The organism is Nitrosomonas marina, from assembly GCF_900110145.1.
Classification (GTDB): domain Bacteria; phylum Pseudomonadota; class Gammaproteobacteria; order Burkholderiales; family Nitrosomonadaceae; genus Nitrosomonas; species Nitrosomonas marina.
In genome coordinates this window covers 133732-154957 of record NZ_FOCP01000004.1, presented here as the reverse complement: position 1 = coordinate 154957, position 21226 = coordinate 133732, and the positions used below count along the sequence as shown (strand labels likewise).

Genomic DNA, 21226 nt, shown 5'->3' with positions numbered 1-21226 from the left:
ACCTACAGAGCTGTTAAATGACTGAGAGCGAATTTAATCGACTCGCACGTCAGGGCTATAACCGTATTCCTGTGATACTGGATACCTTTGCCGATTTGGACACTCCGCTTTCCGTGTACCTTAAATTGGCAAACAGGCCTTATTCCTACTTGCTCGAATCAGTGCATGGCGGAGAGCGTTTCGGTCGTTATTCATTTGTAGGTTTGCCTGCAAGCACACGTATTGAGGCGCGTGGCAATCATATCAGAGTGGTGAGCGGGGAGCATGTCGAGGAGAAGGAGACCGACGATACACTCGCGTTTATAAATCAGTATATTGCACGGTTCAAAGCCGCACCGTATGAAGGTCTGCCGCGGTTCAGCGGTGGTCTGGCGGGTTATTTTGCATATGATACGGTCCGCTACATTGAGCATAAGCTGGCCGGACACGCGCTGCCGGACACCCTTGATACGCCGGATGTACTGTTGCTATTGTCGGAAGAGCTGGCTGTACTTGATAATCTTGCCGGTAAACTTTATCTGATCACTTATGTCGATCCGTGTACCGATAGTGCTTATCATACGGGTAAAAAGCGTCTTGAAGAGCTGTTAACATTGTTGCGGCAACCGGTAGAAATTCCTGCCGAACGTGCTATCAGTAAAGGTGAAACGGTTTCCGAATTCAAGGAGAGTGATTTTCTGTCAGCCGTGGAACGGGCAAAACGGTATATATATGACGGTGACATCATGCAGGTTGTGTTGTCGCAACGTACCAGTAAACCGTACCAGGCATCTCCGCTTGCGTTGTATCGCGCTTTACGCAGCCTTAATCCCTCGCCTTATATGTTTTACTATCATTTCGATGATTTTCATGTCGTTGGGGCTTCGCCAGAAATTCTGGTACGACTTGAAGACGATCTTGTGACAGTGCGACCCATTGCAGGCACACGTCCGCGTGGAAAAACGCCGCAGGAAGATACGGAACTGGCAGCTGATCTGCTGTCCGATCCCAAGGAGCGCGCCGAGCATGTCATGCTAATGGATCTGGGGCGTAATGATATTGGACGAGTGGCGCAAACCGGCAGCGTCAAAGTTACCGAGAATATGCAGATTGAAAATTATTCTCATGTCATGCACATTGTATCCAATGTGGAAGGCAAGCTGAAACCCGGACTCAACGCTATGGATGTATTGCGCGCAACATTCCCGGCCGGAACTGTCAGTGGCGCGCCGAAAGTTCGCGCAATGGAGATTATTGACGAACTTGAAATCTCCAAGCGCGGAGTTTATGCCGGTGCAGTTGGTTATCTGGGTTTTAACGGCGATATGGATCTGGCAATCGCAATACGCACCGGTGTGATCAAGGACGGTAAATTACATGTTCAGGCCGGTGCTGGAATTGTCGCCGACTCGGTACCGAAAAATGAATGGGTTGAAACTCAGAATAAGGCCAAAGCGATATTGCGTGCAGCCGAAATTGCTGAAGAAGGACTGGATTATAAATTTGAATGAACGCGTAATATAAAATATACAGCCGGTCAGTCCGGAAAATGAAATTCCGGACCGACCATTTTTTTTGGAATTTATTATATTTAATAGGGACGATCGTAGGGATCTGCCTGCGGTGGTGGCGGTGGCGTTTGTTGTGGCGCCGGTTCATAAACGAATACTTCAACGCGACGGTTCATGGCCCTGCCGGCCGGCGTATCATTCGATGCGATCGGTTCATATTCACCACGCCCGTCGATTTGGATACGATGGTAAGGCACGCCACGTTGAACCAGATAATCCCGGGTGCTTGCTGCGCGATTGACCGATAGTGGATTGTTAATAGCATCCGATCCGGAACTGTCTGTATGTCCGATAATTGTCACCTGGGCAGTAGAATTCTGCATCAGACTGGCTGCGAAACTGTCAAGTATCGGTTTCATATTCGGTTTGATTTGCGCCCGCCCGGTATCAAAGGTGATATCACTCGGAATATCCAGCTTGAGTCGATTGTCAGCTGTCTGCGATACTTGAACGCCGGTACCTTGAGTGACTGCCTGCATTTGTCTTTTTTGCTCCTCCATACGTTTCGACCATAAATATCCGCCAGCGGCACCTGCGGCCGCGCCGGCTGCGGCACCAATTGCAGCGCCCTTGCCATCACCGGCCAGTCCGCCAATCAATGCGCCTGCAGCAGCACCTGCCAGCGATCCCTGGGCTGTGCCGCGCTGTGTATCAGACATGCCTGCACAACCGCCGAGAATCAGGGCTGCCGCAATTGTAATCAATAGATAACGTTGCATTATTTTTCCTCCAGAAAGGATTGCTTGAATCTAACAGAATATCCGCGCATAGTATCGAAGTTATGCGCAGCTCTCATTTACGCTGCTACTTTTTTTCGCTTATATTATAGGCTTGGCACGTTACGAAAGGAATAATGATTGTGGAGAAGAATGTGATCGCATGTGAACTGCATGACTACGTCGAGGTGGCATGTATGTATGGGTACCAGCTTAAGCTGACTTTAAAGGATGGGCAGTTATTGGAAGGCAAAGCGGTTGATATTGTCCAATCCGCTGATCAACGTGAAATGCTGGTGATCGACAGTGGAGAACAACAGCACATTGATCTTATGGCATTATCCAAGATGCAGGTATTAACGCCCAATGCAAAATTTGTTGAAGTTGTGTTTTGATGAAGCTGTTTTGAAACAAATCGTCTAATTTAATTGTATGCAACGCTTTTTTCTGTTTGCGTTGGTATCTATTGCAGTACTGGCATGTGTGGTAAGCATACTGATAATGTCGATATTTTTTGTGCCGAATAATTTCAAGCCGCTATTTGAACAATGGGCTAGGATTGGCAGTCAGCGAACATTAACAATTGGTGGTGACGTACGAGTGGATTTTAATAATTCGCAAGTTATCATTCAAGTCAACGATGTGACACTCAGTGAATTTCAGCAGGATACGCCGTTTGTTACCATAGAGGAGGCGCAGTTGTCACTGGCGCCCGGGCAACTGTGGAATCAGCGGATCATTGTCGACAATGTCGCAATTAAAGGTTTGCGGGCTCAACTGATACGCGATCGAAATGGTCGTCTTAATATCGAAGATCTGTTAAGGCAGTCTGAAAACCCTTTGCCATTTGTTCTCGAAATTGTAAGGACCGAAATGACGGGAAGCGATTTTGTTCTCCGGGACGAGGTTACACATCATCAAATTGAATTCAATCATATGAATTTGACAACAAGCCAAGTCACCGCGGCCTTTGTAGAAACACTTGCCTTAACAGTTCCACTGATTGAGGTCGGTCAGGTTGTATTCAAGAACAATGGCGCTTCTATGGAAAACAAATTAGACAGGGCCCTGGCAATGCAGCTGGATGTGAAACAGCTTGAATTCAATGAGGCTGGAGTAGGTAACGGGTCAGCCGTTTTTTTCCTGCGGGACATTGCAACTGACAGTTATATGAATGTTCAATTATCAATACTCGAGACCGATCAATCTGCGCAGACAAACGGACTGCTGGGGAATGTCCGCATGGATGCTGAAATGGCAATGCAGTATGGCTTGCAGACTGTGCACCTATTTCTGGGTACGGTATTTACTGTTGGTAAGAGCGGCAAACAGTGGGTATTTACCGATATCGAATCAGAATTTTCAGATTTCCATCCAGAACTGATACGCAATCCGGTTCATGGTCAATTTGGCGGCAACCTGAAACTTGATATGTCGGCAGAACACGTGCAAACTGAATTGCAAGGCATGCTGGCTGGCAGCAGGTTTATCGTAACCTCGTCGATACAGGATTTTACCAATCCCGTGGCAACATTTGATATTGAACTTGATGCACTGGATCTGGATGCGCTGGTTGCCATGGATAAGCTTAAATCGCCGCAAAATAATACCGATTCGAACGATCTGCCAGATTTTTCGTTCCTGAATGACTTGAAGCTGAACGGTGAAATCACGATTGGATTGCTAACGGCTGGTGGCGCCCGATTCTCTGGCCTGCGGTTTGTCATGACGCCCGATGAGCAAAGCCTGCTAAATTCGATCACGTTCGGGCATTGAATGAGTAAAAAAATACATTATATTGCCGACCAGTTGATACCATGGCAAAAAACAAGCGGTCGTCATGACCTGCCTTGGCAGCAAAGATACGACGCGTATGCCGTATGGTTATCTGAAGTTATGCTGCAACAGACACAGGTAGGTACCGTTATTCCATATTTTCAACGTTTTATTAGCAAATTTCCTGATATTGAAAGTCTGGCACAGGCTTCGATTGATGATGTTCTTGCTTGCTGGAGCGGATTAGGATACTACTCTCGTGCGAGAAACCTGCATCGAACCGCGCGTATGATTATGCAAGACTTTCATGGCGTATTTCCGCAATCCCGTGAAGCATTGCAACAACTACCCGGTATTGGTCGTTCCACCGCGGCTGCTATCGCTGTGTTTGCTTTTGGACAACGAGATGCGATCCTTGATGGAAATGTAAAACGGATTTTTGCGCGCTTTTTTGGTATCGATCGTTATTCGGGGCAATCCAAAACGTTGACAATAATGTGGCGGCTGGCTGAAGAATCGCTGCCACAGCATGGCAGTCCTGAAGAACTGAAGGTTTATACGCAGGCACTTATGGATCTGGGAGCTACAGTCTGCGTTCGCAACAGACCGCTCTGTAGCCAGTGTCCACTACGAACACGATGTGTCGCCTATATACAGGACCGCGTTGCGCAATTGCCGGTATCAAGACCCAGGAGCCAGATGCCAGAAAAAGAGACCGTTTTTATGATTTACCGGCACGAAAATAAGCTGTTGCTGGAAAAAAGACCTGACAACGGGATCTGGGGAGGGTTATGGTGCTTCCCTGAAGATGAGCCAAATCAGAATAAACTGAAACTAAAGAAGAAATCGAGCTCATTAGCGTTGCCGCAATTACGGCATTCCTTTACTCATTTCAAATTATTGATACGACCATCTCTTCAGGATGTGATCGCAAATAATGAAGTTTCAGCCGCATTTGTCTGGAAAAGTCCGGAGGATGCGTTGATGCTGGCGATTCCGGTACCCGTTAAAAAACTTATTCAGCAGCATTTTATTTCATGATTATCATTTCACAATTTCCGCAATCGCTATCAATGACGTGTTTATTGATAGCTCAAACTATCAGACGCATGCCATGAAAGACTGGAAAGCCTGGCGAAAACGCGAGCGTGAACGCATCATAGCAGAACGCTTGGCCATCGCATCGGCACATAATCAGCGGTGGAGTACAGCGATTTCCAGCTTGTTGCAACAAGGATTTCCAAATTTGCGCAAAAAAAAAATAGGCCTGTACTGGCCATTTCGCGGTGAATACGATCCACGTCCTGCAGCGCATGATTTTATGGCGGCGGGCGCGGTACTCGCTCTGCCGGAGGTCGTGGGGAAAAATAAACCAATGCATTTTCGGGAGTGGTGGCCGGATGCACCTATGTGCCTGGGCGCCTACGATATCCCTGTGCCACATGAAACGCGGTGTATCCAGCCGGATGTTCTGATTGTTCCAATGGTCGGATTTGATCAAAAGGGCTATCGATTAGGGTACGGTAGCGGCTACTATGACCGCACGCTGGCAACGTTCTCAGTGTGTCCGATGACCATTGGTGTCGCATTTGAAATGCAGCGACTGGAGAACGTTCATCCTCAGCTCCACGATATTGCAATGCATTATGTAATCACTGAAATGGGTATTTTTCAGGCGGGGCGAGAACTGCTGCAGCAGATTCCGGCCGAGTTGTGTGCGAAGAACAATGCCGTCGTCTGAAAATTAAAAAAAGAATATTATCTGTGTACTATCAGGCGTCCAAACAGCGCCTGGAGCGCTGATAGTATATTGTGTCTGTAGTATTGAGATTACATACTGAAGATAACCATATCTGCTGTAATATCGTTGATATTGACGCCGACGAGGTCAATCCATGCAGCATCTGAACCAAAATGAACGGTCACACCATCATCCCTTTGATCAATATCACTGATGAGCCCAACCAGCGTTCCGATATTATCAATTCCGGTTTTCTCCGCATCGAAAAATAACAGATCTTCGCCTGGAACAAAATCATTGACGCGATAAAATCCCAGATCATAAAAACCGAAAATGTCATTACCTGGCTCACCGCCGATGACACTTCCATCCAGATTGCGAGGGTCTCCCTGTAATTGGTCGCGGTTCAGTTGTGGATTATCCCCCGCGCCACCCGCAAGCAGAATATCATCACCGAGGCCGCCAAATAGTTTGTCGGTACCACCTTGGCCATCCAGAGTGTCGTTGCCGGAATCACCATCGATTATATCGTTGCCGTCACCGCCAAGTAATTCATCATTACCGTCGTTTCCCTCAAGTTCGTCGTTTCCAGGGCCGGCCTGAATGAAATTATCCAGTTCATCACCAATATAAAGAAAATCATCATCACCAAATCCGCCGGAGCCGAAACCTTCGAATTCAAAACCGTCAATAATCTCAATTAAACCCGAAGAACCGATATTCGGGCGATTAATAATATCCACTGCCATACGTGCCTCCTTTCCTCCAATAGAATAAATATTGTTTACAATTATGTGATTGCGGATCAATCTATCGCTGCTGAATTGTAAATCTTTTATAATAAAACAAATAATAATAGGATTGATTCTCAATATTATCAAATTAAAACTATATTTCAAGCATATCAATCAGAGTAATGAAAAAAATTACATTGAATAAAATGGACAGTGAGGCCCTGCTGCAGTCAAAACAAAACATTGAAGCGGGTCGCCTTGAAGAAGCGGGTGACTTGCTAAATGTGTTGAAAAAGAAACTGCCTTTGCATGCAGATGTGGCACGGCTGTGGTGTGCTTGGGCATTGCGTACAGACCGTGCGCAGGAAGTTCCGGTATATGCCAGGCAACTTTTTCTAGCAGCCGGAAACGAAGCAGAGAAAGCACATTGGGCGCACTTGTTAGGTACATCTTATTTCTATACCCTGGATCTGCAGCGATCGCTGGAATATTTTGGCAAGGCCCTGGATCAACTGTCAGAGTTGACGCGTTCAGGGAAAGTGCCGGCACCGAAGAAAAAAAAGAAACCACGGGTTGCTGGTGAAAGTATTTTCGCCTCGGGGCATGCCGAGCAGTTGTTATGGTCGACCTGCGCCATGCTTTCCGGGGAAGGGATTCCTGCATTCCCATATGCCGGAACTTTGCTGGGGCTGGAGCGAGAAGGCAAGCTGCTCGATTTCGACAAGGATATCGATATAGCGGTTTGGTTGCCATTGTTTGAACAATGTTGTGCAGTGCTGGAAAAACATGGCTGGTCAGCAGTGCCACTGCGTATCGGGTACCAGAATTATCGCGACTTTATACATCAGGAATCCGGCATCACCCTGGATGTTTGCGGTCTGGAGAAATGTAATAATCAACAGATTGTCGGCGGTTTTATGTTGCCAAACTATTCAGAAGATTATCAGAGGGTTACGGTTTTTCCGAATTTTGATCTGACACAACGTACTACACCTTTAGGAAAAATCTGGTATCCCGAGCAGCCGGAGAAAATATTAACATCGTTTTACGGAGACTGGCGTACACCGAATCCGTTCTGGGATACGGTGATTTCATCTCTCAATCTAAAGAAATTTACGTCACTGGTACGTTGTTATGGCTATCATCGTCTGGTCAAAAGCTGGTTGTCGGGTGATTTGATCAAGGCATGGAGTTATGCATACCAGATTGCCATCAAAGATCCGGACGATGTACAGGTACTGCGTGCAAGGCAATGGCTCGAACGTATTATAACGCGAACCGGGCAGGTATTACCGCATTGGCCTCAGAACAGGCCGCAGCAAAGAGTTTATACGCGTATGGTGGCTGATCTGTTTCATGTAGGTCATATTAATTTTTTACGGGCCGCAAAATCGCTGGGTACACATTTGACAGTATGCGTCGTTTCGGATCAACGTGTTCTGGAGAACAAAGGTAAATTACCGGTGATGACGCAGACGGAGCGGGCGGCTGCTGTTGCCGCCTGCAGACATGTAGATACCGTAATCACAGAAAGCCCCGTAAATGCGACAATCGAATTTATGCAGCAACATGGTTTCGATATGTATACGTTTGCCTGCGCCGATGAGCGGGAGCGTTCAGATAAATATCGCCAATGCAGTATGCTGCCGAAAACCATGATTAGGGAACTTGACTATACACCAGGTATTTCATCGACAGAAATTGTGCGTCGCATTCTAAAAAATGTGGAAGATAAGCAATGACCGTATAAATTAGCGCAGTTTAGTAAAAACACCTTTAAATACTGCATACTGATTTTGTCTGGCCTTCAATACGTAATATAATGAGCAGTTATCTTTATTCCGATGACGGGAAATTGTTGCATATCAAAACCGGGTGGTAACTCGGTAGAATTGCTAGCAAGCATCTGGTCAACCGATGATAAATTTTGTGAACATGCGATCAATAACAAAATCCAGCAAATTAGCCAATGTCTGCTATGACATTCGTGGTCCTGTACTAGAACGTGCCCGACGGATGGAAGAGGACGGCCATCATATTATCAAGCTTAACATTGGCAATCCGGCCACGTTTGGCTTTGAAGTGCCCGAAGAAATTCTACAGGATGTAATTCATAATCTATCGGCAGCTTCCGGGTATTGCGATTCCAAGGGTTTATTTGCGGCGCGCAAAGCGATCATGCATTATTCTCAGGAGAAAAAAATACCCAACGTCCAGATGGACGACATTTTTATTGGCAACGGCGTTTCAGAGTTGGTGGTGCTGGCAATGCAGGCGCTGTTGAATAATGGCGACGAAGTTCTGATTCCAATGCCGGACTATCCATTGTGGACGGCAGCAGTCGTGCTGTCCGGAGGTGTCGCAAGACATTACGTCTGCGATGAAGAAGCCGGCTGGCTGCCGGATCTGGATGATATTCGATCTAAAATCAATGATCGTACACGCGCCCTTGTCCTCATAAACCCCAATAATCCGACGGGTGCGCTTTATCCCAAGGCGCTCTTGCTCGAACTGATAGAAATTGCGCGTCAGCATCAACTGATCATTTACTCAGACGAGATATACGACAAGATCCTTTATGATGACGCAACGCATACTTCTATAGCATCTCTGGCTGATGACATTCTGTTTATTACTTTTAATGGTCTGTCCAAGAATTACCGTGCAGCCGGATTTCGTTCCGGCTGGGCGATTGTCTCGGGAGAAAAAAATCACGCCGAGGATTATATTGCCGGCCTGAATATGTTGGCGTCCATGCGGTTGTGTGCGAATGTGCCGTCACAGTTCGGCATACAAACAGCACTTGGCGGTTATCAAAGTATTTATGATCTGACACTGCCAACCGGTCGCCTTAAACGTCAGCGCGACGTCGCCTGGGAATTGCTTGCCGATATTCCGGGAGTCAGTTGCTATAAACCTCAAGCAGCAATGTACCTGTTTCCAAAACTGGACCCCAAAATTTATCCGGTTATGGATGATCAGCAATTGATACTCGACTTATTATTAGAGGAAAAAGTATTGGTTGTGCAGGGCAGTGGATTCAACTGGATGAATCCTGATCATTTTCGCGTGGTTTTCCTGCCAAATATAGATGATTTGAAAGAAGCCGTCAGTCGTATTGCCCATTTTCTGCACCGCTATCGTAAGCGGCATGCAACCTGATGCAAATCATGCATTTTTACTGAATGTCATGCATGGGACTTAATTTTTAATTCAATAGGATTGTTCTAGAACTGAAATGATGAAACCGATAAGAGTTGGCATACTTGGTGTTGGTACCGTGGGAGGTGGCACGTACACCGTGTTAAAACGTAATCAGGAAGAAATTGCGCGTCGTGCAGGTCGGGGTATCGTCGTGACCATGATTGCAGACAAGGACCTGGACCGCGCCCGTGGCATTGCCGAAGGAGGTGTAACGGTCACTGATAATGCGCAGGATGTTGTAAACAATCCAGAAATTGATATCATCGTCGAATTGATCGGGGGAACAACCATAGCCAAAGACCTGATACTGGCGGCTATTGCGCAAGGTAAACATGTGGTGACCGCTAATAAAGCGCTACTGGCCAATCATGGTACTGAAATTTTTGCTGCAGCACGTGAAAAAAGCGTCATGGTTGCGTTTGAGGCTGCTGTAGCTGGTGGCATTCCAATTATCAAGGCGTTACGTGAAAGCCTGACAGCCAACCGGATTGAATGGATAGCAGGAATTATCAATGGAACTGCAAATTTCATTTTGTCCGAGATGCGCGCAAATTCACTGCCGTTCACGCCGGTGCTGGAGCAGGCGCAAAAGCTGGGTTATGCTGAGGCTGATCCGACCTATGATATTGAAGGTATTGATGCTGCGCATAAAATTACCATTATGTCTGCAATTGCCTTTGGTATTCCAGTACAGTTTGATAAAGTTTATATAGAAGGGATAACCAAACTGACACAGGAAGACATCAGCTATGCCGAGGAACTGGGTTACCGCATTAAATTACTGGGCATCACACGGCGCGTTGAGCAGGGTATTGAGTTACGCGTTCATCCGGCGCTGGTGCCCGCAAGCCGTTTGATCGCCAATGTGGAAGGCGTCATGAATGCCGTTGTCGTCAAGGGGGATGCCGTTGGGACAACATTGTATTACGGTGCGGGCGCTGGTGCTGAACCGACAGCCAGTTCAGTGATTGCGGACCTGATTGATGTCACACGTATGCAGACAGCCGATCCGATGCACCGTGTGCCGACACTTTCGTTTCAACCGGATTTGCTGTCAGACACGCCTGTGTTGCCAATGGATGCAGTTGAATCAGCTTGCTATCTGAGATTACAGGTCATCGATAAACCCGGTGTTCTGGCCGAAATCACCCGTTTACTGGCGGAATGCGATATATCCATCAGCGCTTTTATTCAGAAGGAAAGTGTTGATGAAGGAAAACTGGTAAACGTTATTATGCTGACCCACAAAACCACAGAAAAGAATACCAATTCAGCGATTCAGTCAATAGAAGCCTTGCCGGTGGTGACGGGAAAAGTGACGCGTATTCGTATTGAAGAATTAAACAACTGATTAAATATATAACCAATCTGCGATTGCTGACGTATCATAATTGCAGTGTTTTAACTTTTTGAATTAATTCAAGATGCGCTATATTTCAACACGTGGTGGTATGCCGCCCAAATCTTTTTCAGAAATTTTACTCAGCGGTCTGTCACCAGATGGCGGACTTGCGATTCCGGAAGCCTACCCAAAAATAGGCGCTGATGAGTTGGAAAGCTGGCGTGGCATGACCTATCAATCGCTGGCCTTTGAGATTCTGTCACGCTTTGCCGATGATATTCCTGCAGATGATCTGCAGGCGATAATCGCTCGTACCTATACGGCGGAGATCTTTGGTAATGACGATATTACACCACTCAAGACGCTGGAACCCGGTTTTCATATCCTTGCGCTGTCAAATGGACCCACTTTGGCATTCAAGGATATCGCCATGCAATTGCTTGGTAATTTGTTTGAATATACGCTTGGTAAAAGCGGCGAAACGCTTAATATTCTGGGTGCGACATCGGGCGATACCGGTTCAAGTGCAGAATACGCAATGCGTGGAAAACAGGGAATTCGTGTTTTTATGTTATCGCCGCATGGAAAAATGAGCCGTTTTCAGACTGCCCAGATGTTTTCTTTGCAGGAAAAAAATATTTTCAACATCGCCATTCGTGGTGTTTTTGATGACTGCCAGGATATAGTCAAGGCGGTGAGCAACGATCATGCATTTAAACAGGCCCAACGCATTGGTACGGTGAATTCGATTAACTGGGCGCGTGTCGTGGCGCAGATTGTGTATTATTTCAAGGGTTATTTTGCAGCGACGCAATCTAATGAGGAAGAAGTGTCGTTTGCAGTTCCCTCTGGAAACTTCGGTAATATTTGTGCGGGCCATGTCGCGCGCATGATGGGGTTGCCAATCCGTCAGCTGATTCTGGCGACAAATGAGAATGATGTGCTGGATGAATTTTTTAAAACAGGTATTTACCGACCACGTACAACACGTGAGACAAAACATACCAGCAGTCCGTCAATGGACATTTCCAAGGCCTCCAATTTCGAACGTTTTGTTTATGATCTGACCGACAGGGACGCAGAAAAGGTTACCGAGCTATGGTCTGCTGTTGACAAGGGGCAGGCTTTTGATTTGTCTAATTCGTCAATGTTTAAAAAAATCAAAGATTTCGGTTTTGTTTCCGGAAACAGTAACCATGCGGCCCGTATCGCTACGATACGAGAGATCTACGATAAATATCAAGTGCTTGTAGATACGCATACCGCGGATGGATTAAGGGTCGGTCAGGCATTGCGCGAGCAGGAAGTGCCGCTTATTTGTATGGAAACTGCGCAGCCAGCCAAATTTTCTGAAAGTATACAAGAAGCCATCGAACAGGAACCACCGCGGCCTGCGGGTTATGAAAACCTGGAAAACTTGCCGCAGCGATATGCAATCAAAGACGTAGACGTGGAAGTTATAAAAGCTTATATCGCTGAACATTCAAAAGATTAAATATCGAATGTAAGCATATGTGCGATCAGGATTTGAATATGCGCTAGACCTGTTGAAATTGCAATAAAGTAATTGATTGAGTGGCCCCGGCGGAATGCTGCAGGGTCAAGCGATATAACGTAACAACGTCACTTTGACGGATGGTTTCAATTTTGTTTGATTTTTCTTGATTGATGCTACCTGAGTAGAGCAAGCATCATCTCGGGGCTCGAGTTTGCCTGTGCGAGGATAGCTGTGGCTGCCTGCTGCATGATTCGTGTTTTTGTCATCGTAGCAGTTTCTATCGCAAAATCAGCGTCCTGAATGCGGGACCGACTTGCTGTCATAGATTCCGAACTGGTCTGGTTATTGGTAATAGTTGATTCCAGGCGATTGAGCTGTGCTCCTATTCTGGCTCTTTCTTTATTGATATGGTCCAATGCAAGATCCATTTTAAAGGTTGCAAAGCCGGCATTATTGATAAGATCAATATCGCTGATACTCATTGCCGCAGTATTGACTGCACCAAATGATACATCAAGTGTTTCATTTTTATTGGCACCTACCTGTAAGGTTTTTTCATTACCTGGTACATTGAGTGCAATATTTTCCCATACTTCATTGAATCCGCTTAATGGATTCGTTCCACCTCTGGAACTGCTGTTTTGTATGACGCTCTCCGCTGTCCTGACGGCGCCGCCATCCACATTAGCACCACCAATTGCGCCGGTATCTTCATCACTCAGATTTAAACCGGCAATATAAGCGGCTCCATTGGCTACGAAATCCGCATTAAATGCATCAGCACTGGCCCATAATCCGCCAGAAGCGGCATTGATGGCGTCGTTAAGCGTTGCGTTTTGATTTTGATTGAGATGGATCATGACATCTTTTATGCCTGAACCCCCATTTGCTTTGATCTGCTGATGCATATAACCGACAGCTGCATAGGCAGCTGAATACTCATCTGAACTGCCACCCCATGCGCCGCCAGCAGAACCAAAATTACCCGCCAGGGCCATGACACCACCAATCCCGATGCTATTTATTGAGGATTGCAGTCTTTCGTCAGCCCCATGAATAAATTCGGCGGTACCCTCAAGAAACCATTCTTGATCTACCGCCGGGTCGAACATTGAGGCGATGTTCATACTGCGGTACATAACCGCATGGACCATTTCATGCGCTATGATCCTGTCATTGTAGATTGGTGCGGTGCCTCCATTCGGTAAATTGGGCGGCGTAAAGTCGCTCATATCAATTTGCAGTTTGACGTCGGTTGCTTTTCCGGTAAAACTGCCGGGTATCATGCCCACAACCTGAGCAGCTACACCACCGGCTCCGTCCGTGAACGTAGTCAATTCGATATCAATGTCAGCGCCATCGGCTGTGATTCCGTAGTATTGCTGAATTAAACTTTCAGCCTGCTCCAGCCAGCCGTTTTGCAAACCGTACATAACGGCGAGCTGGCTGGAATCACCCAGAACGCTGCCTCCCGTGTGATCAAATACTTTTTCGCTGTTAAATGCAGTTGTTGATGAAACTCTTTCTATTTCCTGAATCAACTGGTTGGCTTCTTCCTGCAGTGCTTTTTTGTCGCTGAGGCTGTTGGTAGCGTTTGCTGCCTGAATAGAAAGTTCACGAACACGTTGTATTGAGTCTGATATTGAAGCCAGTGCGCCATCTGCAGTCTGCAACATGGAAACGCCATCGTTGGCGTTTCGTGTCGCCTGATTTAAGCCGCGTATCTGAGAAGTCATTCGCTCAGATATCGCCAGACCGGCAGCATCGTCGCGAGCACTATTAATACGCAATCCCGATGACAGCCGTTCCAGCGCACGATTCAGGTGCGTTTCTGTCGCAGATAAATGGCGCGTACTATTTAATGCACCAATATTTGTGTGGATTGATAGGCTCATTAATTGAGAGAAATTAACTTAATAGTGATTGTGGTTGTATCAACGGAAAACTGGAAGATTTATTTAGCCACAAATGATATCCGCAGTGTGTACTTGAGGATTGATCGGGTTTCGAGAATCTATAGTTGTGAATGAGATGATTTAAAAGATATAAATCATGAGCCTGAGGGCTTCAAAAATTGAATGTTTTCATTACGCAAATGCAGAGTTTATTCAATATCCAGCGGCTGTTGACTGCTATTTAGATACATTCTTCTTTTACCACAGAAGTATAAATTGCAGAATCGGATCTGTAATAGCGATTGGTAAGAACGCTATTGGATTACCGACAGCAAAAAATTGCAGTTGAATATCGAACCTTCTCAGCTTGAATCACTTTCTGGAAAAAATGAAAAATCAGTCAGTTAAATATTGTTTATATCAGGGTGGTTATCGTTAAAAAATTGATATACAGTTTTACTCAAAGTAAAATCCATCAATTGGGTTCGGTGAGATCTTCATTATTGTATGTGAATTGAGCGCACATTTTGATTTGCCTGGACCCGTTTTGTTTATGTAATTATTGGTTAGCTTTACTGATGGCTCCCTGCTAACCATCCTTTTGAACGACTCTTTATCGATATCATAACGGCCAGCCCTAATTTGTCAGGAAATTGTATGGACAGACACATTAAGATTTTAATCGTGGAAGATGAGCAAATTGTTGCACTCGACTTGAAAAGACGTTTGACTAAACTGGGATACGATGTAATAGGTACTGCGGCAAGTGGGGACAAGGCTTTTGCCTTGATCAGTCAGGAATTACCGAGTGTGGTTCTCATGGACATACATATTCAGGGAGAAATGGATGGCGTTGAAGTAGCTGCTAAACTGCAGGAAAAACACAGTATTCCGGTTATTTATCTGACAGCTTATTCCGAAGAAAAAACGCTGAGCAGAGCGAGAGCCACCATGCCTTATGGATATTTGTTAAAACCGTTTTCCGACCGTGAATTGCATGTCATGATTCAAGTCAGCATGGAGCGCTTTGAGAATGATACAAAAATTGCCAAGAGCGAAGAACATTTTCGACTAGCGCTTGAAGCAGCCCGCTTGGGAACGTGGGAAGCAACAGAAGAAAAAAATGAAATTTTTATGAGTAAAAGCCAGAATGGCAATCTTGAACCAATATCTGACTGGAAAAATTTCGATCTGTCAATCGATAAACGTGACAAGCATAAAGTGTCTGACTTTATTCAGAAACTGCGTCTTAATAAAGGTGCTGCTGAAGAAATAGAGTTCCGAGTAAATTCAGATTCAGGCAAGGATTATTGGTATAAATTATACGGAAAATCTTTTATCAATACCAATCCGTATAAAAATCAGGTTATCGGAGTTCTTCAGGAGACGACCGAAATCCGACATGTACAAAACCGCCTGGCACAGGCTGCGACTGTTTTCGAGTGCGCAACGGAAGGAATTATCTTATTGAAAAACAGAAAGTTCCATTGCGCCAATAAGGCTTTTTATGCAATAACCGAGTTCGAGGAAAACGATATTCTCGATAAAGAGTTGATTTTCCTTACAGAAAGCTTTCTGGGTCAAAGCGCTTACAATCGTTTATGGCGATCAGTTGAAGAAAGCGGCCACTGGCAGGGTGAAATAAAGACATATAAAAAAAATAAAGAAGTAATGTATGTCTGGATAAATATCGGCCGGATACCTGTTAAAAATGGTGATGTTGACCAGTCGGTTGTAATGATATCGGATATTACGACCGTGCGGAAAACACAGGAGCAGTTAACCCGAATTGCTTTCTATGACTGCCTGACCAGTTTGCCTAATCGCTTGCTGGTGATGGACCGGTTGAAATTCGCACTTGAAAAAGCAAAGCGGGAATCGTTGATACTTGGAGTCCTGTTTATTGATCTCGATAATTTCAAGCGTATCAACGATACACTCGGACACAAGGCCGGCGATAGTATGTTGCGTCTTATCTCTCAAAAAATACAGTCAGAGTTGCGAAAAAGCGACACGCTTGGTCGGTTGGGCGGCGATGAATTCATTGTGATTGTATCAGATGTTGATTCTAAAGACGCACTGACCAGGATCGCGGAAAAAATTCTGAATTGTCTATCTGCGCCGGTGATTGTCGAAGGTATGGAAATCATACCGTCTTGCAGCATCGGTATCAGCGTGTATCCGGAACATTCCGATCACCACGACGCACTTGTGCAAATGGCCGATACTGCAATGTACCAGGCCAAAAGCAGTGGCCGGAATATGTATGCATACTACCACCCTTGTCTTACCCAAAGGGCAAGTCATTTTTTGATGCGAGAGCGTGAGTTGTATCAGGCTCTTGAGAGAAATGAATTTATTCTTCATTATCAGCCACAATTTTCTTCATCTGGCCGAAAAGTTACAAGTGTTGAGGCATTAATTCGCTGGCAGCATCCTGATAAGGGATTGCTGTTTCCGGCAGAGATTATTCCCGTAGCGGAATCAAGCAAGTTGATGGTAGAAATTGGAAACTGGGTATTGGCCGAAGCATGCCGCCAGCTCAATGTATGGCGGTCGGAAGGACTTTCTGATCTGGGTATTGCTGTCAATATGTCGATACGCCAGTTCTCAGACACAAGGTTAACAAAATTAATCGATCATTTGCTGCATCAATATGAGCTTCCGGCGCACTTACTGGAGTTAGAGATAACAGAATCCTGCCTGCAAGATGATTTGGTTGATAATGCGCATTTGAAGGAACTCGAAAATTCGGGTGTATCAATTTCGATTGACGATTTTGGTACCGGCTATTCTTGCATGAGTTCACTGAAAAATTTGCCAATTCATAAACTGAAAATTGATCGCAGCTTTATAAAGGATATCCCGCATGACAAGAATGACTGCGCCATAGCTGCGGCGATCCTGGCACTCGGCAAGGAACTGAATCTAAAAGTCGTTGCAGAAGGTATCGAGTTCCCGGAACAAGTAGATTATCTGGATACGCACGGATGCGACGAATTCCAGGGATTCCTGTTCAGCAAGCCGGTTCTCCCGGGCAGAATTACCGAATTGATCAAAAATCAAGCGAATTATCATTAAAGGCGACTGCAATAAGTTTCAGGCGTGCAGTTTTATTTTTGAGAGTGAGCGAATGAAAGGAGAGAATATGTCAGCGGTGACTCGATTCAGCGAAGTCAATAATACTTCAGAAATGATGCGTCTGGCAGTGGAGGCTTCTCCAAACGGTATGGTAATGACGAATCAAGAGGGTCATATCATCATGGTAAATTCGGCAACAGAAAAGCTGTTTGGTTATTCGAGAGAGGAATTGATCGGACATCCGATCGAAAAGTTGATACCCCAGCGCTTTCGCCAACACCATCCCGAATATCGCGAAGTCTATATTGAAGAATTGAAATCGCGCCCAATGGGTCATGGATCTGATCTTTTTGGTTTGCGTAAAGATGGAAAGGAATTTCCTGTTGAAGTGGGGTTAAATCCGGTTAAAACTGAACAGGGTATTCTGGTGCTGGCCGCAATTGTCGATCTGACCGATCGAAAACAGGCTGAAGAAATGATACATCTGGCTGTGGAAGCTTCTCCCAATGGCATGATCATGACCAATCAGACCGGCACTATCGTTATGGTGAATTCCGCAACTGAATCGTTATTTGGCTATAGCCGTGATGAACTGATCGGCCAACCGATAGAAATCCTGATACCGGAACCACACCGTTCGATTCATCCGGAATTAAGAACAAAATTCATGGAGCAGCCGACTACGCGTGCGATGGGCCATGGAAGAGATCTCTTTGGCTTGCATAAAAATGGCAGGGAGTTTCCGGTCGAAGTAGGGTTGAATCCAATCAAGGCGCTGCAGGGAGCTATGGTGCTGGCGTCGGTAATTGATATTACAGAGAGAAAGAATCAGGAACAGCAATTAAAAGCCGCATTGAAAGAAAAGGACTTGTTGCTGGCAGAAATTCACCATAGAGTGAAAAACAACCTGCAGATAATCGACAGTTTGCTCGGCATGCAGTCAGATATGATTTTTGATAATTCGGTGATATCCGTGTTGCGAGAAAGTCAGAACAGGGTAAAATCCATGGCCCTCATTCATCAGATACTGTATGAGTCTTCGGATTTTTCTCGAGTGGATTTTGCCGGTGTCATCGTTTCACTCATGAATACGCTGTCATATTCGTATGCTTTGGATACCACTAAATTTCAGGTGAATGTTAATACCGATCATGTATATCTATCGATTGACGTCAGCATACCACTCGGACTGATCGTCAACGAGCTTTGTTCTAATGCCATGAAATATGCTTTTCCAGGACGTGAATCCGGACACATTGATGTAAGCCTGAAGTATCTGGATTCATGCAGATTGCAGTTACGAGTTGCGGATGATGGCGTTGGCATACCGGAAGAATTCGATATTGATCAAGCTTCGACACTCGGTTTGCAATTGGTACAGTTATTAAGTGAGCAAATTTCAGCGGAATTAAGCATTCAGCGAAAAAATCCGACGAGTTTTTCTCTGATTCTTCCTTATTCGACTGAAACAAGTTGATCGGAATTTTCGCAGCGAACGAGATGGACCAGCGTTATGACGCATGACGTTGAAAACGAAGCTAATCAACAATGTCGCTCAATATGCTGCTCCTCGTGCTTCATTACAATTTTATCCGATGAGTCAGAATACGATCTGTATATATCGGTTTGAGTTGAATTTTATCGACTGACTGGGTACTGTGGTCTTCTTTTTACATTATACTGATTCAGTTTGTATCGATATCTGAGGGTGATACCTTGAAAACTTTTAGGTGTGCTTGCGGGAATATTCTGTATTTTGAGAACAGCCAATGTCTGGCATGTGGCCGGATGGTTGGGTATTTGCCTGATCAACGGACATTAAGCACCTTGGAACCTTTAGATAAAGATACCTGGCTGGCCATATCAAATCATCAGCCTTATCGCCAGTGTGAAAACAGCATTGATTACAATGTTTGCAACTGGATGGTCCCGGAACGAGATTCACATATGCTGTGTGACTCCTGCCGCCTGAATCAACTCATCCCGAATCTCACCGAGGCGAAGAATGTGATGATGTGGTACCGTGTAGAGCAGGCAAAGCGCAGGTTGCTTTACACTTTATACAATTTGAATCTCCCTGTAATCGACCGTCAACAGGATCCGGATGGTGGGCTCTGCTTTGAATTTTTGCAGGATATGAACGGGCATGGGGAATTTAATAATGTAGTAACCACCAGCCAAAGCATTGTCACCGGTCATCATTCGGGAAAAATAACCATCAATCTGCGCGAGGCGGATCACAGTGCGCGTATCGAAATGCGTGATAAGATGAACGAGCGTTACCGTACGCTGCTCGGTCATTTTCGGCATGAATCGGGTCATTATTACTGGGGATATCTGATTGAGGGCACGGATAAAATCACTGATTTTCGCAACTTGTTTGGTGACGAACGAAAAAATTATCAACAGGCGTTGGTCGATTATTATCAGCATGGGGCGCCGCCGTCATGGCAGCAGAGCTGGATCAGCGCTTATGCCAGTGCACATCCCTGGGAAGACTGGGCCGAGACCTGGGCGCACTACCTGCATATGATGGATACTGTTGAAACTGCACATGATTACGGCTTCAGAATTCAAGGCAGCAATATTTCGCAACCCGGTGCAGGTGCTCATATGAACGATGATCATTTTGAAGCCGCTGTCTTTGATACGTTGTTAGATGACTGGTGCCGGTTGTCCGTTGCTTTGAACGCGCTAAATCGCAGCATGGGATTGGATGATGCTTATCCTTTTGTAATCACTGATGTGACGCTGGCCAAGCTGCGGTTTATACATAACATTGTAATGAATGCCAGTCTGCGCTCATTACCGGCGACTACTCCCAGTCAAAGCGTGGTAACCGGCTGAAAGCATCGCGTAAACCGTTATTCCATTGTTTCTGGAGAGATTTGTACATCGGAGAATTCAGCGTCAGTTTCATACGGACTGGCTCGTGAAGTTCGTTGATTGTATGGATCGCCAGTTCCAGAGGCGGCCCAACGGAAATATTGCTGCGTATCGTTGATTCCAGTGAAACCAGTGCACACCTCGCAGCATCTTCAAGGGACGTGGTCGGTGTGATAATCCGGTCCAGAATGGGTTTTCCATATTTGTTTTCACCGATCTGTAAAAAGGGTGTTTCCGGTGAGGCACTGATGTAATTCCCTTGTGGGTAGATCAAATAAATTTCCGGTGCCAGTCCGGCAATTTGTCCGCCGAGAATGAAACTGGCCTCTGCGCTGCTGTTACCGCTTTTTTCCAGCGCTTCGGCATGCTCCCGTTGTTCCGCCTGGCTGAGCTGTCCCACATAGTGTGCGACTTCATACAGGTATTTTCCTTTGCGCAGATTCATGCCGGAACCCTGTGCAGCGAGTCCGGTTTTGATGTTGTTAACAACTGCCTGGGATGTGGCAAGATTCCCGGCGGTCAGTAATACACAGATGCGTTCGCCGGGCCAAACAAAGGAATGCATTTTGCTGTATGTCGTTACATAATCAACACCGGCATTGGTTCTTGAGTCGGAAGCAAAAATAAGACCTTTATTAACGCTGATCGCCAGACAATAAGTCATAAGATAATGAGTCGTAAGCTAAATGCGGATCAAAGGCTCGGTTGTCAAAGTATCAATACCGCATGTTAAAATTGAAAATATTATAGTGATTTATGGTGATTTTTAAAATCGCGCATGTGAAAGAAGTGCTGGTTTTTTT

Annotated in this window: 16 protein-coding genes; 12 read left to right on the top strand and 4 right to left on the bottom strand. The window is 45.6% G+C overall.

The genetic code is table 11. The features are described 5' to 3' along the window. Positions 1-17 precede the first annotated feature (17 nt). A complete protein-coding gene (gene trpE, locus BMX44_RS04325; protein WP_090628483.1) occupies positions 18-1490 on the top strand; it encodes an anthranilate synthase component I in 1473 nt (490 codons plus the stop codon). 80 nt (positions 1491-1570) lie between these two features. On the opposite strand, the gene BMX44_RS04320 is transcribed toward trpE, so the two are convergent. Next, positions 1571-2269, bottom strand: coding sequence for a YiaD family glycine zipper/OmpA-like lipoprotein (locus BMX44_RS04320; RefSeq protein WP_090628480.1), 699 nt, complete (start codon positions 2267-2269; stop codon positions 1571-1573). A gap of 134 nt (positions 2270-2403) precedes the next feature. On the opposite strand from BMX44_RS04320, the gene BMX44_RS04315 reads away from it, so the two are divergent. The 4 genes from BMX44_RS04315 to BMX44_RS04300 are packed head-to-tail and all read left to right on the top strand — an operon-like array spanning position 2404 to position 5783. Continuing rightward, entirely contained in the window at positions 2404-2661 is a 258-nt protein-coding gene (locus BMX44_RS04315) for a Rho-binding antiterminator (RefSeq protein ID WP_245738826.1), read from the top strand. A 37-nt stretch (positions 2662-2698) separates the two neighbouring features. Further along, positions 2699-4042 (top strand): AsmA family protein, encoded by a 1344-nt coding sequence (locus tag BMX44_RS04310; protein WP_090628478.1) that lies wholly within the window; start codon positions 2699-2701, stop codon positions 4040-4042. After that, positions 4043-5083 (top strand): A/G-specific adenine glycosylase, encoded by a 1041-nt coding sequence (gene mutY / locus BMX44_RS04305; RefSeq protein WP_090628477.1) that lies wholly within the window; start codon positions 4043-4045, stop codon positions 5081-5083. Between the two features lie 37 nt (positions 5084-5120). Continuing rightward, positions 5121-5783 carry a 5-formyltetrahydrofolate cyclo-ligase gene (locus tag BMX44_RS04300; protein WP_245738824.1) on the top strand — a complete coding sequence of 221 codons (663 nt, stop codon included), beginning with the start codon at positions 5121-5123 and terminating at the stop codon, positions 5781-5783. An 89-nt stretch (positions 5784-5872) separates the two neighbouring features. Here BMX44_RS04300 and BMX44_RS04295 read toward each other — a convergent pair whose 3' ends face one another. Continuing rightward, entirely contained in the window at positions 5873-6532 is a 660-nt protein-coding gene (locus BMX44_RS04295; protein WP_090628471.1) for a calcium-binding protein, read from the bottom strand. 167 nt (positions 6533-6699) lie between these two features. Between BMX44_RS04295 and BMX44_RS04290 the strand changes: the two genes are divergently transcribed. The 4 genes from BMX44_RS04290 to thrC all read left to right on the top strand — a co-directional run bounded on the left by BMX44_RS04290 (position 6700) and on the right by thrC (position 12558). Beyond that, positions 6700-8259 (top strand): FAD synthase family protein, encoded by a 1560-nt coding sequence (locus BMX44_RS04290; RefSeq protein ID WP_090628469.1) that lies wholly within the window; start codon positions 6700-6702, stop codon positions 8257-8259. Positions 8260-8452: 193 nt separating this feature from the next. Further along, a complete protein-coding gene (locus tag BMX44_RS04285) occupies positions 8453-9679 on the top strand; it encodes a pyridoxal phosphate-dependent aminotransferase (protein ID WP_090628664.1) in 1227 nt (408 codons plus the stop codon). A 79-nt stretch (positions 9680-9758) separates the two neighbouring features. Next, the gene (locus tag BMX44_RS04280) at positions 9759-11072 is read left to right on the top strand and encodes a homoserine dehydrogenase (protein ID WP_090628661.1); all 1314 of its coding nucleotides are present in this window, start codon (positions 9759-9761) and stop codon (positions 11070-11072) included. A gap of 73 nt (positions 11073-11145) precedes the next feature. Further along, on the top strand, positions 11146-12558 hold the full coding sequence (gene thrC / locus BMX44_RS04275; RefSeq protein ID WP_090628465.1) for a threonine synthase: 1413 nt from the start codon (positions 11146-11148) through the stop codon (positions 12556-12558). A gap of 176 nt (positions 12559-12734) precedes the next feature. Here the strand turns inward: thrC and BMX44_RS04270 are convergent, their stop codons facing one another. Next, the gene (locus tag BMX44_RS04270) at positions 12735-14456 is read right to left on the bottom strand and encodes a flagellinolysin (protein WP_090628462.1); all 1722 of its coding nucleotides are present in this window, start codon (positions 14454-14456) and stop codon (positions 12735-12737) included. Positions 14457-15113: 657 nt separating this feature from the next. Between BMX44_RS04270 and BMX44_RS04265 the strand changes: the two genes are divergently transcribed. The 3 genes from BMX44_RS04265 to BMX44_RS04255 all read left to right on the top strand — a co-directional run bounded on the left by BMX44_RS04265 (position 15114) and on the right by BMX44_RS04255 (position 20384). Further along, positions 15114-17537: an EAL domain-containing protein gene (locus tag BMX44_RS04265; RefSeq protein WP_090628459.1), complete on the top strand. Its 2424-nt coding sequence runs from the start codon at positions 15114-15116 to the stop codon at positions 17535-17537. Between the two features lie 67 nt (positions 17538-17604). Next, entirely contained in the window at positions 17605-19014 is a 1410-nt protein-coding gene (locus tag BMX44_RS04260; RefSeq protein ID WP_090628456.1) for a PAS domain S-box protein, read from the top strand. A gap of 239 nt (positions 19015-19253) precedes the next feature. After that, the gene (locus tag BMX44_RS04255; RefSeq protein ID WP_090628453.1) at positions 19254-20384 is read left to right on the top strand and encodes a zinc-binding metallopeptidase family protein; all 1131 of its coding nucleotides are present in this window, start codon (positions 19254-19256) and stop codon (positions 20382-20384) included. Here the strand turns inward: BMX44_RS04255 and BMX44_RS04250 are convergent. Continuing rightward, positions 20353-21087 (bottom strand): proteasome-type protease, encoded by a 735-nt coding sequence (locus BMX44_RS04250; protein WP_090628450.1) that lies wholly within the window; start codon positions 21085-21087, stop codon positions 20353-20355. The two genes, BMX44_RS04255 and BMX44_RS04250, sit on opposite strands and share 32 nt — an antisense overlap. Between the last annotated feature and the right edge of the window lie 139 nt (positions 21088-21226).

Bases quoted from the DNA above. Each gene is read 5' to 3' on its own strand.
- BMX44_RS04285 (WP_090628664.1), top strand. From the start codon at position 8,453: ATGCGATCAATAACAAAATCCAGCAAATTAGCCAATGTCTGCTATGAC.
- thrC (WP_090628465.1), top strand. From the start codon at position 11,146: ATGCGCTATATTTCAACACGTGGTGGTATGCCGCCCAAATCTTTTTCA.
- BMX44_RS04280 (WP_090628661.1), top strand. From the start codon at position 9,759: ATGAAACCGATAAGAGTTGGCATACTTGGTGTTGGTACCGTGGGAGGT.
- BMX44_RS04310 (WP_090628478.1), top strand. From the start codon at position 2,699: ATGCAACGCTTTTTTCTGTTTGCGTTGGTATCTATTGCAGTACTGGCA.
- BMX44_RS04290 (WP_090628469.1), top strand. From the start codon at position 6,700: ATGAAAAAAATTACATTGAATAAAATGGACAGTGAGGCCCTGCTGCAG.
- BMX44_RS04250 (WP_090628450.1), bottom strand. From the start codon at position 21,087: ATGACTTATTGTCTGGCGATCAGCGTTAATAAAGGTCTTATTTTTGCT.
- BMX44_RS04315 (WP_245738826.1), top strand. From the start codon at position 2,404: ATGATTGTGGAGAAGAATGTGATCGCATGTGAACTGCATGACTACGTC.
- BMX44_RS04270 (WP_090628462.1), bottom strand. From the start codon at position 14,456: ATGAGCCTATCAATCCACACAAATATTGGTGCATTAAATAGTACGCGC.
- BMX44_RS04265 (WP_090628459.1), top strand. From the start codon at position 15,114: ATGGACAGACACATTAAGATTTTAATCGTGGAAGATGAGCAAATTGTT.
- BMX44_RS04320 (WP_090628480.1), bottom strand. From the start codon at position 2,269: ATGCAACGTTATCTATTGATTACAATTGCGGCAGCCCTGATTCTCGGC.
- trpE (WP_090628483.1), top strand. From the start codon at position 18: ATGACTGAGAGCGAATTTAATCGACTCGCACGTCAGGGCTATAACCGT.
- mutY (WP_090628477.1), top strand. From the start codon at position 4,043: ATGAGTAAAAAAATACATTATATTGCCGACCAGTTGATACCATGGCAA.
- BMX44_RS04260 (WP_090628456.1), top strand. From the start codon at position 17,605: ATGTCAGCGGTGACTCGATTCAGCGAAGTCAATAATACTTCAGAAATG.
- BMX44_RS04295 (WP_090628471.1), bottom strand. From the start codon at position 6,532: ATGGCAGTGGATATTATTAATCGCCCGAATATCGGTTCTTCGGGTTTA.